Origin of the sequence: Paenibacillus sp. FSL L8-0494 (genome assembly GCF_038003695.1) — a bacterium.
Classification (GTDB): Bacteria; Bacillota; Bacilli; order Paenibacillales; family Paenibacillaceae; genus Paenibacillus_AQ; species Paenibacillus_AQ odorifer.
Genome location: NZ_JBBOPQ010000001.1, coordinates 1548838 through 1566253, shown reverse-complemented (window position 1 = coordinate 1566253; position 17416 = coordinate 1548838). Strand labels below are relative to the sequence as shown.

The window sequence follows — 17416 nt, the reverse complement described above, 5'->3', positions numbered from 1 at the left end:
TACTCAGCTATTGTGCTTAATAAGGGGTTTGTTTTTTACTTCTTTTCATCCCACGAATCCATTTTTTCGTTTCTGGATCCACACGATAAGACTCAGTGATTTTCTGCAAAGCTTTGTTGTAAGTGAAATCATCTAAGCTGTTGTTTCTCAAATAACTCATCGTAGGCTCTGGCAATTTCACATAACAAATCGAAAGCGCCCAAGAAACCGCCATTTTTACATAATAGCCTTCATGACTGACCTTATCGAGCAATTGTAAAATCCGGCTGATATACGCCTCTTCAATAAAGAAATTAAGCATCATTACCACAGCAAAACGGATTTCATATTCTTGATCTGACAATAGGTAAGGCATTATAAACTCCCACACCCGTTCTTTATTCTTTACGGTAAACTTCAGGCCTGTGCAAAAGCTATCGCATACGGACCAGTTATCAATTCTGGGAATAAAGTCTGCGATATAACGTAGGATTTCTTCAAGATCTGTCTTCACGTAGCCAAGCACCATACCTTGCAGCATCACTTCTTCAAAATAATCTGTCTCGGCATGCTCCAAATAGGCTCTCCAATCACCCTTTGCAATGATTTTAGCAAGCTTGCGCAATTCCGGTAGCCTGACGCCTATAACATTATCTATCGTCGGAATTAAGGCCGCAGAAAACTTTTGGTAGTCCACCTCTGCCAAATTCAATAGCTGTTCTCTTATTGTTTTTTCCATAGTAGTACTCCTTACCCGTCCATTATTCAAATGAAATTTCCCATAAATATATAGAAGCCACAGAACCCAAAGGAGAATAGTTTAGCCGGTATTGTTCAAATTGATCTTTGGTAAGCTTATCAAGTCCATACAGCTTCATCATCCCCCGACGAATCGCAATATCTCCCCAGCTGACCACATCCCGTCGTTCCATAGAATGGATTAACATCATTTCTGCCGTCCACTTGCCAATGCCCTTTAACGTCATAAGTTTTTGTATAACCTCTTGATCTGATAACCCAGGCAATTCCTCCAGCTTAAAATCACCCTGAGCGACCAAATTGGAAATCTCATGGATACATAGTGCCTTTTTCATCGTCATCCCACAGCTTTGAATCTCATCCGCCGTATGTAACGCTAACTGCTGCGGAGTGATGTCTCTGAACTGAGCCAACATTCTGTTCCAAATGGTCCGAACCGCTTTTACTGAAATAAGCTGTCCTACTATAGCATAGATAAGCGCAGTAAAAAGATCCGGTATAATTACACGTTCCACTCTGCCCATCCGTGCCATAGCTGCGCCAAGTATTGGATCCACACTTCGGAGATAATCTATGTCTTCTTGCCCATAATCAAAAACTTAGTAATTACGCTGCTCAAAGTGTTTCCTCCCGTATCTGATAGTGATAACCCTAATCCTAATATACAATACCTATTTGGCAGTGTACGGATTGTTGAATAGAATAGCAAGATAGCGAAACTGGAAAAAGCCATAACATCCCTAAGATAGGTGGTTATGGCTTATTGTAGCGCATAGGCTTATTCATTCTGAATAATGTATTTTTATGCTCGCAGGATTCTTTTTTCTTTCGCTGCCCTTAGCCACATGGGGAATTCATTCAGTAGCTGATCATACAGATCTTCATCAGTCACCTTTTCAATTTGGTCCAGATGAATAAAATTGGCGTTATCCACCAAACGTCCCTTCATCGTATCAAGTTGCTTCAATACTTCAAAATCCGAGTTACCGATTCCGACAAACTGCCAAAAAATTGGTTGGACCGAAGCAGCCATAATCACATTTTTAGTGGATTTCACTACACCACCATCGTTAATAAATATGATAAATACCGGTGTAGAATCGGGTTCTTCCTCCGTATATTTTTTAATGATATCCTCCATTACTGGCGGTTCATTATTGCGGCCAAACTTATGAATGGTACGATTATTTAAAATATGTGTAAACACATATCTTCCTAAATCCTGCTCTGTCACAGGTGGCAGCCGGCTAAACTCCGTATCGTACACCCACACATCTAACGATTGGTTATCATCAAATTTACAGGCAACGGCTAATATACGCTCAACTACTTCTTGAACGGTTCCATTATTATAGAGATTTCTCATAGATCCTGTAATATCCAGGACAACGCCTACCCTTGCAATGACTCCTGTCAGATTCTTTTTTTCTAAGGTAATCTGAACAATTTTTTTACGTAAATCAATAGAGGATAGTACATTCTTCTCTTCATAACGGATCGTCTCTAAAGGCAGGGTTAACTCAGCTGTGGCCGCTACCTCAGGGTTCCCTTCGTCTTCTTCAATAACGAGCCCATAGTTTGTACATAACGCAGCCAATCCTCCCTCAAAGCCACTACCAATCGCACTGAATTTCCATTCTGGACCATAGCGATATAGCTCTCCAACCACAATAGCTGTCTCCGTCGACAGGTCAGAGCCATATTCGAAAACGAATAATTCCTCACCGCTAGCAGCATCCACTAAGCGTAGATAAGGAGAGGTTACTTGCTTCATAGAGTGTCCTAATTTTTCTCCTTCATAGATCGTTAAAGTTAAAGCTATTCTAGTAATATCCTTAGGAAGTCGAGAAAGCGTAATGGCGATAGCTTCTTTATCCCCTTGTTGTAAGACAGAATGAGTTACAGCTTCGTCTATAGACAACGGATTGCCATAAAAGATAAAGTTCTCATCGCGTTCGCAACGGTTCTGTTCTGACAGTAAAAAAGCAGCAGAGTCTATGCCAATCCTAATATCAGCAGTCATCCACCCAAATTTCAGCAAAAGCTTGTTCACGTTTCTCCCTTTCGTAATATCCACCTTTTGCCCCTTTATAAGCCGCACTCTACCATCTCCTTATTTTTACTGAACAGCTCATTGTGATTCACTAGATTGTATTTATCATTTTACTACTTTAATATGAAACGTATATATGATAGATAAGGAGCTTTACGAATGGACTTTATAGCAATTGACTTTGAGACCGCGAACTCCAGTCGATCCAGCGCATGTGCCTTGGGACTTGTGGAAGTTAAAGCTGGAAATATAACCGCAGAGCATTCTTGGCTAATTGACCCGCAGCAGCGGTTTGATGGCATGAACATTTCGATACACGGCATCACACCATCAATGGTAATCGGCCAACCTACTTTTCAAGAGCTATGGCCCACCGTTGAACCTTTACTACACGGACAAATCGTCGTGGCGCATAATGCTGCTTTTGATATGAGCGTCCTGCGTTATTGTCTCGATGGAATGTCCCTGAGCTACCCAAGCTTTCAATACTTATGTACCTATTTATTAGGCAAAAAAATGCTGCCCGACCTGCCCTCCCATAAACTTAATGTAGTCTCCGATTTTTTCGGCATTACGCTAAAGCACCATGATGCCTTGGATGACGCACGCGCAGCCGCTGCAATTCTAGTAAAACTTATGGAGCAAGAGGAGCACTATGATCCTCTATTGCTCTCTGCCAGTCAAGGATATACTAGCGGAACGATGTTTGCCGGTGGGTATACCCCATTTTCGACTCGCGCGAAAAAGCCTGCTAAGAAACAAGGCACTAAACATAAACCCTCCATTTATAGCAGCCGCGCCACTTTGTCCAAATAACCAAAGAACATCAAAAACCCCCAACCAGCTCCTTTCTGCTGATTGGGGGTTGGTTTTACAGGGTATCTCTTAAATCTTCAAACGATACACAGCCTTATTCTCTAGACCTCTGATGAACGGTGTCCATTCCTCGGTCTCCGGTGTGGTATCCAAAGCATCCTCCACCATTTGCAGCTTCGCATCCATCGCATCGATATGATGCAGAGCGACTGCCTCAGCTGTCTGTGGCTGAACAGGACTCCCCCATTCGCCCAGATTATGATGTGACAATACGAGATGCTGTAACGCCATAACCTTTTCCGAATTCAAATCAATATCTAAGCGGATAGCCGCTTCCGTGATCCAATTAGACGCCATCGAGATATGGCCAATTAATTTGCCCTGAACGCTGTATTCCGAGACAATCCCAAGCTGGGAGACCATCTCCTCCGGCTTCGCGATATCATGCAGAATGATCCCGGCCTTCATTAGATCTGGATTCAAGAACGGACGCTGCTTGCACAGAAAATCACCGATTTCCAGCATACGCACCATATGATAAGCAAGTCCGGCAAAATAAGCATGATGATGTGTTTTGGCTGCCGGATAATGCATCAATTTCTCTTCCACTTTACCCACACAAAAAGAGACAATTGAAGCAATTTCCGGATCCGAAATACTTGCCATAACCCCTTTAATCGTATGAATAAGGTCTACTGGACGAATTGGGGCAGAACGGATGAAATCCGTAAGTGCAACGCCATCCTCATCGTTAACCAACCTGATTTTAGTAATTTTTATTTGTAATTTCTCACGATAAGTATGAGCAATCCCGCGTACCTTCACAAGCGCCATAGGAAAAAAAGTTTCTTTATCAGTTGTGCTGGCATCCCAATATTTCGCGGATAATTGTCCAGTGGAATCCCCCAGGACGATGTCAAAATAATCTTTTGGAGGAGTGCCGTTCGTTTGTTTAATTGCCAGCTCTCTTAAAAGATAAAAGCCAACAAATTCATCTTGTGGAGCGAGCTGTTTAATTTGTGTCATGTTGGAGCCTCCTATTAATAACAGGCTTTCGGCCTGCTCTCTATATTAAACTTTAGACACTCACCTCCAAAATCCCTTTAAATCACTATACGATCTATTTTCATATTTATGTACAAGCCAAGAATATTTGAAAAAGGAGGCTACTCCCCGGCCATATTCTGGCACTGGAATATCCTCCTTTTATTATAAAACGATAATTATTTACCAGCCGATTCAAGTGCTGATTTAATAGCTTCTACCGCTTTAGCGGATATTTCTTTCTCTGCATCATTTTTTCCGAAGACTGCTGGACGGTAACCATATTTGTGCAGGCTATATCCGGTCGATGTCGACTCGATTTCACCTTTCACTGCCAGCTCCGCGTCCGTTAACTGATTGATTGTTCTTACACTTCCGTTTTTATCCAAATAATAAACAAGCATTTTGACAGGAACACCGTACTCTACATTCACCATAACATTTACAAGCTTATCGGCACTTACACCAATGAAGATTCCATCGAAATAAGCCGCTTTATTAGCTTCTACAACCTCAGCTTTTCCGTATGCTCTATTCACCGCAGTCTTTAAAGCCACGCTGCTGCTAGTTGCACCGGACACAGCATCTACTTCCTGCACGCCTTCTCTAGTACCTGCTGCGAGGAAGCTAGCCGTCAACTGAGGAATTGCTTTTACCACCTCAGGGTAAGCAGCGTTCCCTCTATCTACAAGGTTCATTCCTACACGATACAATGCTACATTTACGATTTTGCCGTTACGCAGGGTAACGTCCGCTCTGTTCGTTCCTTTATCATAAGCATCACCAAATGCAGTAAAGGTTCCGTCTTTATAGGTTCCTTGGACTTTGGATGCATTGGTCAAAGCATCTGTCAGTGCTGCTTTAGCTGCTGTCGACAATGCTTCTTGGCCTGTAATATCGGCCATTTGCACACCTTTTTCTAACAGCCCGGATGTGAGTGTAGCTACCCATCCTTTTTGTTCTGCACTCAGTTTATCGTCAGCAATCAGCTTGCCGTCAGCTCCAAACAGACTTACTTTAATGCCTGTTACCGCATCTGCATCAACATCAACTAGCAGCAGCACTTTAGATTGGTTATCTACTCCGGCAAATTTGCCGTCAAAATATTGACCTTCAGCAGGAACCTTCAGCGCCTTCTCAAATGCTCTTTCTACAGCTTGGTTCCAGCTGTGACTACTTTCCGTAGCTCCGGAAATTCCGTCAACCTTTTCATCATAGTTAGCGATATATGAACCATTCGCTAGCAGCTTAGCTGTCATAGGAGCATTTGCTTTTACTACTTCCGCATAAGCTGTTGCCCCTCTGTCAATCAGGTTGTTGCCAAGTCTAAACAGCTTCACATCAACCAACTTACCGTTGCGAATCACGATGTCAGCTCTTTCAACGCCAACACTTCTTGCCGTACCATAAGAGGAATAGAATCCGTCTACATAAGCAGATGTATTGTTGATTATTGCATTCTGCTCAGCATCCCAGAAAGCGTTAATCGCTGCTTTAAAGTCGGCTTCAAGACCTGCAACAGGTTGTGCCTCTGTTCCTTTGGCCAGCAAGGCTGGAGCTATAGCTGCAACCGCTGCCGCTTGCTCAGCTGTGTAAGCTTTCTCCTCAATGAAATCACCAGCGCTGTTCATAGGATACACTTTAACATCTGTGAGCTTGTTGGATTCGTAGGTCGCAAATACAGAATATTTACCTGTAGGATCTACGCCCATATGAACTCCATCAAAGTAAACGGCATTTGTATCTTTCACTGTTAGAGCTCTTTCAAACGCTCTATCTACAGACAATTTCCAGCCATTACTGGAGCGGGTAGCTCCCGAAACAGCATCAACTGCCGCTGCTCCATCTCTTGTTTTGCCAAGCAATCTATCCTTCATCAATCCATAAGCTTGCCATAAAGCACTATAATTGTTACGGGCATCTCTATCAATCAGCTTAGGACTGGTTCTCAAAAGCTCAATGCTAGTAATTTTGCCATCTTTAATTTCGATCTTGGCACCTTCCGTGCCTTTGGAGTATGCATCGCCATAAGCTACGTAAACTCCATCTTGGTATACGTTTTCATTAACTGTAACAGGCTTTGCTGTAGCCACAGGCTTAACAGTTTCCGCTGGTACTACTGTCGCTGCCGGTGCAGCGGTTGCTTTTGGGGTTGCTACTGGTGCTGCTGTAGCTTTTGGGGTTGCTGCTGGTTTGGCTGTTGCCTTTGGCGTTGCTGTTGGTTTTGCCGTTGGCTTTGGCGTTGCTGTTGGTTTTGCTGTTGGCTTTGGTGTTGCTACTGGTTTTGCCGTTGCTTTTGGTGTTGCTGCTGGTTTTGCCGTTGGTTTTGCTGTTGGTTTTGCTGTTGGTTTTGCTGCCGGTGCATCCGCTTCTTCGGAGGCTGCCGATACTGCATCCACCTTCAAGTTTACAGCAGGCACATTAAGTGTGTAAGCAAACGGCGCTAACAATATAGCCGCGCTAACCGTTAAAGAAATTAGTTTTTTCAATGAAAATTCTCCTTTACCAAACCCCAGTGATATGTAGCTTTTTGTTAACCAAACCTTTTTCGTACGATGCGCCCCTTCTCTTCTTATGAAGCATAACTTCTCTCTTCATAAGAACTCATCCCCCCTCTCATGCTTTTGCACGCTCGATTTTCAATAAAAAAAATATCTTGAATCTATTTCATTTCTTCCTTTTAACACAAAGCTGCATAAAAGGTGAAATAATTCACATAAGTTATTATAAAAACACTTACACCCGTTTTCCATCAATTTCTGGTTTGATACTACCAGACCTTTCTGCGGTTCTTCTGTATCGAAAATCACACACCCTATAAGAAACATCACTATTTGCGATTAAAATTAATTTATACACGCAAAGTGATCTCAATAACTGTGCATTCAAGGTTAGCTATGCTATTTTAGAACGATCTCTTATATGGGAAAGGAGTTCTGTGCTTTGAGCAAACAGCCACCTATTGGAGTTATACTCGCCCAAATCGGCACCCCTACTGCACCAACTGCAAAAGCTGTACGGCCTTATCTGAAACGTTTTTTATCAGATCGCCGAATCATAGATTATTCTCCTCTGCTGTGGCAGCCTTTGCTGCGAGGCGTGATTCTGCGTTCACGTCCACGCCGGTCCGCTGAGCTGTACAGTCAAATATGGACAACCGAAGGATCACCACTGCTCCTTCATTCTTCAGCTCAGCAATCTGGATTGCAAGAACTGCTGGGTCCAAGGTATCAGGTAGAGCTTGGATTGGCTTATAGCGAACCCAGCATGGAGCAAGCGATGGCGAAATTCGACACGGCCGGAGTTACCCGAATTATCATTGTGCCGCTGTTTCCGCAATATTCGTCCACGACTACCGCATCCGTATTCGATCAGGCCAGCTTTGCAGCCTTAGGTCGCCAAAGCTCCACTGGACCTGTAACTAAACGTCTAATTCCGGCTCTAAGATTTATTGATGCCTACTATAATGAGCCCGGTTATATTTCAGCCTTGAAGTCACACCTGCTGCGTCAAATGGAGAATCTGAGCAAAGAACCTGATTATTTTGTACTGACCTTCCATGGGATTCCCAAACGGTATGCGGATACCGGTGATCCTTATCCGCAGCAATGTATGGAAACCGCACGTCTTCTTGCTTCTGCTATGAATTGGGAGCCCGAACGCTGGCAGCTTAGTTTTCAATCACGTTTCGGGCGAGAAGAATGGGTAGGACCGTCTACAGCGGATGTTCTGGGAGAGCTTGCCGGACGAGGAATACGTAGACCTCTGATTTTTTCACCGGGTCTTGTGACCGATTGTCTGGAAACGCTGCATGAGCTAGCCATAGAAGGACGAGAACAATTCGAGGCTGGTGGAGGACAAGCAGAGGAATTTATGGCAATTCCCTGTTTGAATAACCATGAGGATTGGCTTGATTTTTTGGCTGAACATGTAGAAAAAAATGCCCAAGGGTGGTAAAACAAAAAACCGCTTGTCCACAGATCATCTCTGTTGCAGACAAGACGGTTAGCTATATCAATTGTTAAGCATGAAGAATCGAAAGGATACTTATGCTGTAAGCTGCTTATATTTCGTAGTCAGTTCATGGAACCACTGCTTGTCCTGTAAGGTCAACGCAAAATCAATCAGCTCGGCAATCTCACTCGGCTGTAAATCTGCTGAGTCATTAAACGATACTTCAGCCATAGCTGTAGCTGCGCCATTCCCATCCTCTGCGTAATCATAAGAAAAACATAACTTAATGTCACTTTCCAGAAATTCATTACGAAGGAAATATAATACCTCACACATTAACACAGGTCTAACATGATCATCAAAGACACATTCCATAACCTTTGCCCAATATTGCTGGTTGTTGAGGTGTAACTTATCATTAGTTAAGAGATATTTCTCACCCTGAAAATCGGTGACAAATCTCAGTTCAAGCGGCTTCATCTTAAAAATAGTAGCAATTTGCTTCATGCTAATATTCAAAATATCTTGCGTTTCTAGTCTGATCATCTCTCCATGCACCTCGTCCCTCTTAGTTGGGTTATTCGAAACCTGCCATTATCTATAATTCTTTATATGCCATTATTGTAAAATTAACTCCATTAATTCACTTTAATTTTATCTAATTTAACATTATTATCGTCACCTGACTATGCTTTATTTATATTTTTTTAGGATTTCGCTCAGAAAAATGTTTCATTCTCTAAAAATCTGTTTAATATTATTGTTCATTACAATAAGATGTATAAAGATTACGCATCATGTGAAGCTTTTGCTTTCTTATATTTAAACAAAAAAAACTGTTCTGAATGGTCATTACGACCTCAGAACAGTTTTTCGCATTAGGATTATACTTCGGTTAATTTACTTAAACAAACAGTGGCACTAACTGTATTCCCTCAGGTGAAATCCGCACGAGTCCTTTATCGGTGATACGTAACGTTGGGATAACCGCCAGAGCAAGCAGCGATAAAGTCATAAACGCGTAATTCAAAGTACAGCCGGCATCATACAACGCTTTGCTGATCGCAGCTGATTTCTCAGCAGCAATTTCAAATGGCTCTGTAGACATTAGGCCTGCAATGGCCAACGGGAATAACGTTTCTCCACTAGAAGTAATTACGGCAACCCCACCTTGAGCGTCCGCCACCGCATTCGCAGCTTTGGCCATTAACTCATTATCATTGCCGATGACGAGTACATTATGACTATCATGAGCAACAGTCATTGCGATAGCAGCCGGCTCTTTAAAACCGATGCCTTCCACAACAGCCACTGATTTATTTCCTGTTTCTTTATGCCGTTCGAGCACAGCGATTTTACACAGACCCTCCACAGCATTTACATCCAGCTGCCCTGCCACTACAGGTACCGAAACTATACGTTCAATGGTCTCTACATGATTTTCTCTTACTTTAATAACTCTTGCAGTAAGTTCACCTGTTTCAATTGGAGCCGCGATTATGAAATCTTCGGCGGTAGGACGCTGTGGCAAATGAACCGAAGCCAAAACTTCCTCTGGATAAGTGAATTTAGCAAGCTCTGCCGTCATCACACCATTTTCGGCAACTACCACACCCGCGGCAATCGTAAGTACCACACGAACATCGGCCAAATTCCCGTCCAGCAGAATAATATCCGCAAAAGAACCTGGAGTAATAGATCCGATATCCTGAGACAACCCAAAACGCTCTGCTGTATTAATAGTTGCCATTTGGAAGGCTGTTACTGGTTTCACGCCTTGAGCAATCGCATGGCGAACAACGAAATCCATATGACCTTCATCGCGTAAAGATTCCGAGCTGCGGTCGTCAGTTACCAGCATCATGCGGCGCGGATCAAGTCCACGCTCTGTATGAGCGGTGATGGTCTTGGCAACATCATGCCAAGCCGAGCCCCGGCGCATTTTGGCATACATCCCCAGTCGAACGCGCTCAATCACATCGTCTGCTGTAACACACTCATGATCACCAGTTACCCCTGCCGCAGCATACACTGGCAGTCTCCAGTCGCTGGAAGGCCATGTGAAATGACCGTCAACAAATCTGCCTGCCCGCAGCGTAGCTTGAATCTCTCCAAGCATTTTCTCATCGCCGTAAACAACGCCAGGGAAATTCATCACTTCGCCCAGAGCAATCACATCTTTGCCCCAAGTAAAAGCTTCGGCAACTTCTTCAGGACCCATTGAGGCACCCGTTGTCTCGAATTCCGCACCTGCCGCAGGCACACAAGAAGCCACCTGCATGTAAGCAGCTAACGGCGTACCCCGCATCTCATCCAGCATCAATTGAATACCCTTCAGCCCGAATACATTAGCAATCTCATGCGCATCAAAGAAACCACCTGTTGTGCCAAGCGGCAGAACAGCGCGGGAAAATTCAGTAACGGTTAGCTGGGTGCTCTCAATATGGCAGTGGCCATCGAGCAATCCCGGAGCTATATACTTGCCGTTCGCATCAATAACTTGCGTTCCTTCGCCAATCATATGTGTCACATCTTTACCAACATAAGCAATTCGTCCACCTTGAACACCAACAGACATTCCTTCTAGAATTTCACCAGAGCATACGTTGACCAGCTTTCCACCTGTAATTACCAGTGTTGCCGGTTTATCGCCTCTTGCCGTAGCCACAAGCTCAGGTACACAATCTGCTAAAGGCTTTCTTGTAAAAGTTGTCATCTTCATCTCTCCCCCGTTAGTATCCAAGTGTTGTCTTGATGTAGTGAATAGATCCGTAATCATAGAGGATTGCCTAACTATTAAGCCTAGGATAATATAGTTGCGCAGGTCTGTATTTGTAAGAAAAAACGGCTCAATCATCCCTGTAGATAATAGCCGTTTACTTATCCCCAAAGATTGTCCAAACCATCCGGACATGCCCCTGTTTTTACTCTCCCGCCATCCGCTCTATTCCAACGATTATCTTACTTTTGCCTCATATACGTCAAGTGCTGCCTGAACCCCAAACCCGCAGGGCCCCTTAAATCCATGACGCTGTAATGCGGCTTCCAGCGCTCCAAGCAGCCGCAACACGTTATTCTCACGACAGCTAAAACCCATCGTACCGATGCGCCAGATCCTTCCCTTTAACGGTCCAAAAGAACTGGCAATTTCAATTCCGAACCGCCCCAGCAGCAGCGAACGGACAGCTTCCCCATCTATCCCCTCAGGGATCAGCACACAGGTAACAACAGTAAGCTTGCAGGAAGGATCCCCGTATAGTTCTAAACCCATAGCTGTTAATCCAGCTACAAGTGCTTTTTCATGGAGGATATGTCTGGCGAATCTGGCATCCAGCCCTTCTTCAAGGGTAAGCCGCAAGCCCTCCCGCAGTGCATAAAGCATTGAGGTCATCTCTGTATGATGATTGAGACGTTGTGGACTCCAGTAATCCTGAAGCATGCCGAGATCGAAATAATTGCTGCGGACAAAAGATAAGTCACCTGGCTGGACATCACTTGTTCTAATCCCGCGTTCTACTCGTTTTCGGGTCATGAGCTTAGCTTCAGCACGATCATTATACGTTATCGGTGCCATTCCGGAAGGGACGGCCAGGCATTTCTGTGTACCGCCAACGACGGCATCCAACATCCAAGCATCTGTCTCGACAGGAAGGCCCCCAATGGTTGCAACTGCATCAACTATGAATAAAGCATCCATCCCGCGGCAAGCTCTACCGATTTCCGCGAGTGGCTGCACACGTCCTGTAGAGGTCTCCCCATGAACCATTGCCACCACATGTGGCTTAAAAGTCTCCATAGCTGCTATCACTTCATCCGGCTCAAACACACTCCCCCATGGCTTTTCCAGCACGAACACCTCAGCGCCACATCTTTCAGCAATCTCATGCAATAGATGTCCGAAGCGGCCAAAGATCGGAATCAGCACACGCTCACCCGGCAGGATCAAACTAACCATCACGGCTTCAATTCCAGAACGGGAGGTACCATCGATAGGGTAAGCCCATGAATTACGAGTAGCGAACAGCTCCCGCAGCATTTCCATCGTTTCATTCATAATAGAGGTGAACTCTGGATCAAACTGACCCAGCACCGGAAAAGACATCGCCCGCAGTACACGCGGATCTACCTCGACCGGACCCGGAGTCATAATACAGCGTTGGGACGGCGACAAATCTTCGTAACGCTTCATGATGATCCTCCCTTAAAAGTTCGGCGAACTCTTTTTAATAAGCTAACTCATATAACATCGCAGTCAGAACCTCAAGCCCAGCCGCGAGCTGCTCAGGGGAGGTATACTCTTCCGGAGAATGGCTGATGCCAGCTCGGCTTGGCACAAATATCATCGCAGTAGGGCAACGCGGCGCCAATAGCTGGGCATCATGTCCCGCTCCACTTACCATCGTGCGGTACGTCTTCCCCTGTAGGCGGCAGATATTTTCCAGCATTGCAGATAGCTTCATATCCATAGGCGCAGGGACTGTGTGGAGCACGGATGTAGCCTCCAGAGTTACCCCACGTTTAACGGCAATTTCATTACATTCCGCAAGAAGCTTCTCACAGAAACGTTCCAATTCGTCCTCTTCACTATGGCGGATATCTAATGTAAAAAGAACCTCACCCGGGATCACATTTGGCGTATTCGGATACACCTCAAGCTTACCCGAGGTTGCTACAAGAGGTTCACCAGCCGTTTTAGCAGAACTTTCAAGCACGTACAGCATTTCAACCGCACTAGCCAGTGCATCCTGCCGCATAAACATCGGTGTCGTGCCCGCATGATTAGCAATACCCCTGACCTTGACCACATATCGTCTCTGGCCAACAATCCCCTGAACAACGCCTATCTGAGTGTCTGTTTTCTCCAGAATAATCCCCTGCTCGATGTGCAGTTCTACAAAAGCACCAATATCATTTCTGACACCATTCCGCTTAGAAGCTTTCTCCTCCGTTATGTCCTGTAAGAAGCTGGATTGTGCCATTGCTGCTTTTAACGTCACGCCCTCTGCATCCATACAGGTCTCGGCCTCGCTTCCGTCATACCTTTCCGTGACATGGCCCGAACCCCAATAAGCAAGCGGAAATCGGCTCCCCTCTTCTTCACAAAAAGATACGACCTCAAGCGTCCGCTGAGGCTGGCCAAAGTTCTTCTGCAACTCTTGAAGCGCAATCATAGCCGCAGCGATCCCATAGGCACCATCATATTTTCCGCCATTGACTACAGTATCGATATGCGATCCGGTTAAAATAACCTTTTGCTGCGGATTGCATCCACTCAATCGTCCATATACATTGCCAACCTTGTCTATGGAAACTTCTAAGCCGAGCCCAGCCATTTTTTCCTGCAAAAAAATCTGCGCCCGGCTCCATTCCTCCGTATATAGCAGTCTAGTAACTCCTGGCCCAGCTGTGCTGAATGCCGCCAGCTCCTCCAGCAGGTCCAGCAGTTTCTGAGTCGATGCTTCAACTCTGGAATCATTCATAGGCTGTACTGCTCCTTCCTAATTCGCAGCCACTGTCCACCTCCCTCACTGATCACTCCTTCTTCAGAGGTATAGACCACATTCCCGCGGCAGATCGTAGCAACTACCTTGCAGGATAAAGTTCTTCCGATGTAGGGGCTGTGCTTGTGGCGATACAATAAATCCTCCGCAGTCAGCGTATAGGTTGTGCTTGGATTAAGCAGAACTAGATCGGCATCTAGACCTAGAGCTATAGCGCCTTTGCGATGCTCTATTCCAAAACGTTTTGCGGGTTGCCCTGCGAGTAGACTAGAAATTAATGTAACAGCCAACCCCCGCACATTCACGCCTTCATGGAACATAAGCTCCAGACTGCTCTGCGCACCCGAGATCCCACCCCACGCTGCAAAAAAAGACAAGTCCGGCTTCACCTTCAATTCCGTTGGACAGGGGGAATGATCCGAAGCAATCAAATCGATTTTGCCTTGGGCCAGCATCTCCCATAACTTCTCCTGCTCCACCGCACTTCGCAGCGGAGGCGCACACTTCGCCACAGGACCTAAAGCCTTCATATCATTTTCAGTGAGGACCAGATAATGTGGACAGGTTTCTGCCGAAACGTCCAGACCTCGAAGCTTAGCTTCATAGATTTTCTCAATGGCGGCGGCCGTGCTGATATGAACAAAATGCAACCGGCAGCCCGTTCGTTCACTGTACAGCAGCGCCCTGGACACTGCCTCCAGCTCTGCTTCAGCAGGGCGGCAAGCCGCAAAATCACTTGCGCTGGTTCTGCCATTTCGCACTGCATCTGCGGTCAACACCGCCGTGATAGCCTCACTTTCTGCATGCAGCGCCAAAATCCCGCCCAGAGAAGCGATTCGCAGCATCCCTTGATAGAGTGTATCCTCATCCACTTCACGGAATCTGCCTTCGCCCTCCCCTCCAGGATTGGAGAGAAAGGCTTTAAACCCAGTGACACCAGAGGCTGCCAAAACTTCTAAATCATCCAGATTGCCAGGAACGAGCCCACCCCACAGCACATAATCAACGGCAGAGTTTCCAGCCGCAGCATCCACCTTTTGACGAAGTGCAGCCTCGTTCACAGTAGGTGGATTGCCGTTAAGCGGCATATCTGCATAGGTTGTGCAGCCGCCAGCTGCCAGCGCCGCAGAACCGCTGCGAAAGCCTTCCCAACGTCCAAACGTTGGTTCATTAAAGTGGACATGCATATCAATCATACCGGGGAGCACATAAAACCCATCTGCGTCGATGACTTTGGTTAGCGGCGCAAGCGAAAGTTCCTCTCCAAGTTCGACAATCTTACCCTCTGATACTGCAATATCCAGCTTGAGTACCTGATCGGGCAGCACTACATTCCCGTTCTTAATCACAAGTTCATAGGATTCCTTCATGAGCTGCCACCTCCTCCGGTCGTCAACTTTCTCTTAACTTCCCCGATACGTACTATATCCACCAGGAGCTACTAGCAAAGGTACATGGTAGTGTTGCATGGAGCTCTCTATATGAAAGCGAATAGGTATCTGTTCTAGAAAAAAAGACATCTCACGTTGAGTGTCTACTGCGCTTTTTGTTACTCCTATGTCAGCTGCTGACGCTTTGGCATCAGCTCTACGGTAGTAATCGCCAACCATAAACAGCAGCTCGTAACATCCAGCCTCCATTTCGTTTCCCTCCAGCAGCGGAGCATCCAGCCTCCCGTCACTATTCGTGACTTCTTCACACAGAAGCTTGCTCATCCCATCCGTAAGCTTCCAGAGCTGAAGCGTCAGACCTGTAGCAGGAATCCCCCGCGACAGATCCAGCACATGGGTGGTAAGACGCCCGCTCATTACGCTGTCTCTCCGGCCAGATCTGCACGGCTGACAGAAAAGCCCTGAAAACCATAGGGTGGACGAGGTTCGGTGAAGACTCCACCTTTAGTTTCTTCAGGCTCAACAATGGTTTCCCAAGTCCGGTTATTGGACTCAAATGAAACGGTAGCCAGCTGTGGAAAACGGGACAATACGCGCAGCCCAATTTGATAAATCAACGATTGGATTGATGGACTGTTCAGCTCATGAAAAGCGCTATGGGCGATATCGCGAACCTGCTCCGCAGCCACATATTGGCCTAGATCTCCATCCAGAGCATGCTCAACACCACTGTAGGTCCAGTTAATATTCAGAAAAATATAAAGCGGACGGTCAAAGCTCTCGGGCAATGTTGTGTACTCATCACGGACAAATCCATAAAACGAGCTTCCACTCACTTTTATCAGCTGTAAATCCTTCAATCGGCATTCATGAGCGATAACCTCAGTCCCATTCTCTCCACGTTTTATAGTTAACGAAGCCGAATAAGATTCATTATTGGAGTGACGCAGTACTAAATGACTCTGTTTAAGCCCGTCAACCCCGGGCACCATCACCTGTTCAAAAGGTAACCGGTCTGCGGAAACTGAAACTGCGGTGACATGATCGTATTTATCGAGAAAACGGCTGCTTAGAAGCTGCAGTAGCCCCTCCGTTGTGCTTCCAGTGTAGTCCGCGGTATTGCGCAGGATAAAATTTTTCATAGAATCGGTAGCAACGACCATGGAATTATCCCCCTCTGAAAAAGAAGGAAGAAACGCTTCGCCCGTGACTGCGAATGTAATATTATGTGCGAATATAATGTTGTCGCAGCCCGTGAAGGAAGATTCGGGAACGGGGGTAACGGCCAGCGGTTTAGCGTAGGTACGATAAGTTAGCACATCACTTTTTCCATAAAACATTGTACGTCCGTTAATTGGTTCCAGCATGGCTGACACCCTCCCCGTTTATGATGAATGAATGAATAATTAAATAACTAAATCACTTAGGCGAAATCTCGTAATTGTACCGACTTCAGAAAAGGCTTGAACCCATTCCTCCTGAGGGGAACGCTCTACTCGCACTCCAATGGCGCTGATGATGTCATCTTTGTTTTTGCCACGAACAGCTAGAATAAAAGGAAAATGAAATTTGTCCGTATACTTTCGATTCAGATCATTTAATAGATTGAACTCTTCCGTTGTTAGCCGATCCAGTCCAGCTCCCTGCTGCTCCGAGGCAGACAAAGCCGTAACTTGAAGCCTAGTCGCCAAATCTGGGTGAGCTTTTAATAGTCCCTCCATTCGGCTCCGGTCAGCACTCAGTACGGTCTGCATCATTGTGCTATGCAAATGCTCTAAAGAATGGAACGGAATCTGCTTATAAATCTCCTCTGCTACCCACGGTGAATGTTCAAAAATGCCGCCTAGATGCTTCACAAAATCCGTTATACTCATGGCATTTATCTCTTCCAACGTAAACCTGCCTTCAGAAACGACCAT

General features: G+C 45.6%; 15 protein-coding genes and 1 pseudogene. 2 read left to right on the top strand and 14 right to left on the bottom strand.

Features of this window, described 5'->3' with window-relative positions; genetic code table 11:
- Positions 1-16: 16 nt before the first annotated feature.
- From NYE35_RS07025 to NYE35_RS07010, 4 genes and pseudogenes are all read right to left on the bottom strand, one after another.
- Complete coding sequence (locus NYE35_RS07025; protein ID WP_341120499.1) at positions 17-718, bottom strand: DNA alkylation repair protein; 702 nt, start codon at positions 716-718, stop codon at positions 17-19.
- Between the two features lie 22 nt (positions 719-740).
- Positions 741-1295, bottom strand: a complete 555-nt coding sequence (locus tag NYE35_RS07020; protein ID WP_341120497.1) for a DNA-3-methyladenine glycosylase family protein — start codon at positions 1293-1295, stop codon at positions 741-743.
- Positions 1296-1540: 245 nt separating this feature from the next.
- A complete protein-coding gene (locus NYE35_RS07015) occupies positions 1541-2236 on the bottom strand; it encodes a vWA domain-containing protein (RefSeq protein WP_341122429.1) in 696 nt (231 codons plus the stop codon).
- An 87-nt stretch (positions 2237-2323) separates the two neighbouring features.
- A pseudogene (locus NYE35_RS07010) lies at positions 2324-2839 on the bottom strand (TerD family protein); the annotation flags it as partial.
- Positions 2840-2950: 111 nt separating this feature from the next.
- Between NYE35_RS07010 and NYE35_RS07005 the strand changes: the two are divergent.
- Positions 2951-3607 (top strand): 3'-5' exonuclease, encoded by a 657-nt coding sequence (locus NYE35_RS07005; RefSeq protein ID WP_036680002.1) that lies wholly within the window; start codon positions 2951-2953, stop codon positions 3605-3607.
- Between the two features lie 69 nt (positions 3608-3676).
- Here NYE35_RS07005 and NYE35_RS07000 read toward each other — a convergent pair whose 3' ends face one another.
- The gene (locus NYE35_RS07000) at positions 3677-4633 is read right to left on the bottom strand and encodes a 3'-5' exoribonuclease YhaM family protein (protein WP_036680004.1); all 957 of its coding nucleotides are present in this window, start codon (positions 4631-4633) and stop codon (positions 3677-3679) included.
- A gap of 197 nt (positions 4634-4830) precedes the next feature.
- Positions 4831-7140 carry an FMN-binding protein gene (locus tag NYE35_RS06995; protein WP_341120495.1) on the bottom strand — a complete coding sequence of 770 codons (2310 nt, stop codon included), beginning with the start codon at positions 7138-7140 and terminating at the stop codon, positions 4831-4833.
- A gap of 454 nt (positions 7141-7594) precedes the next feature.
- On the opposite strand from NYE35_RS06995, the gene hemH reads away from it, so the two are divergent.
- Positions 7595-8608 (top strand): ferrochelatase, encoded by a 1014-nt coding sequence (gene hemH, locus NYE35_RS06990; protein WP_341120492.1) that lies wholly within the window; start codon positions 7595-7597, stop codon positions 8606-8608.
- 90 nt (positions 8609-8698) lie between these two features.
- On the opposite strand, the gene NYE35_RS06985 is transcribed toward hemH, so the two are convergent.
- The 8 genes from NYE35_RS06985 to uraD all read right to left on the bottom strand — a co-directional run bounded on the left by NYE35_RS06985 (position 8699) and on the right by uraD (position 17416).
- Positions 8699-9151, bottom strand: a complete 453-nt coding sequence (locus tag NYE35_RS06985) for an IDEAL domain-containing protein (RefSeq protein ID WP_036680123.1) — start codon at positions 9149-9151, stop codon at positions 8699-8701.
- 358 nt (positions 9152-9509) lie between these two features.
- Entirely contained in the window at positions 9510-11327 is a 1818-nt protein-coding gene (locus NYE35_RS06980) for an adenine deaminase (protein ID WP_341122427.1), read from the bottom strand.
- 234 nt (positions 11328-11561) lie between these two features.
- Positions 11562-12794, bottom strand: a complete 1233-nt coding sequence (locus NYE35_RS06975; RefSeq protein WP_036680013.1) for a pyridoxal-phosphate-dependent aminotransferase family protein — start codon at positions 12792-12794, stop codon at positions 11562-11564.
- 34 nt (positions 12795-12828) lie between these two features.
- Entirely contained in the window at positions 12829-14085 is a 1257-nt protein-coding gene (locus NYE35_RS06970; protein WP_341120490.1) for a Zn-dependent hydrolase, read from the bottom strand.
- Entirely contained in the window at positions 14082-15476 is a 1395-nt protein-coding gene (locus tag NYE35_RS06965) for an allantoinase (protein ID WP_341120489.1), read from the bottom strand. Before NYE35_RS06965 ends, NYE35_RS06970 begins: the two co-directional genes overlap by 4 nt.
- 33 nt (positions 15477-15509) lie before the next feature.
- A complete protein-coding gene (gene uraH / locus NYE35_RS06960) occupies positions 15510-15914 on the bottom strand; it encodes a hydroxyisourate hydrolase (RefSeq protein ID WP_076107235.1) in 405 nt (134 codons plus the stop codon).
- The gene (pucL, locus tag NYE35_RS06955; RefSeq protein ID WP_076316704.1) at positions 15914-16864 is read right to left on the bottom strand and encodes a factor-independent urate hydroxylase; all 951 of its coding nucleotides are present in this window, start codon (positions 16862-16864) and stop codon (positions 15914-15916) included. Before pucL ends, uraH begins: the two co-directional genes overlap by 1 nt.
- A 39-nt stretch (positions 16865-16903) precedes the next feature.
- Positions 16904-17416: a 2-oxo-4-hydroxy-4-carboxy-5-ureidoimidazoline decarboxylase gene (gene uraD / locus NYE35_RS06950; RefSeq protein WP_341120487.1), complete on the bottom strand. Its 513-nt coding sequence runs from the start codon at positions 17414-17416 to the stop codon at positions 16904-16906.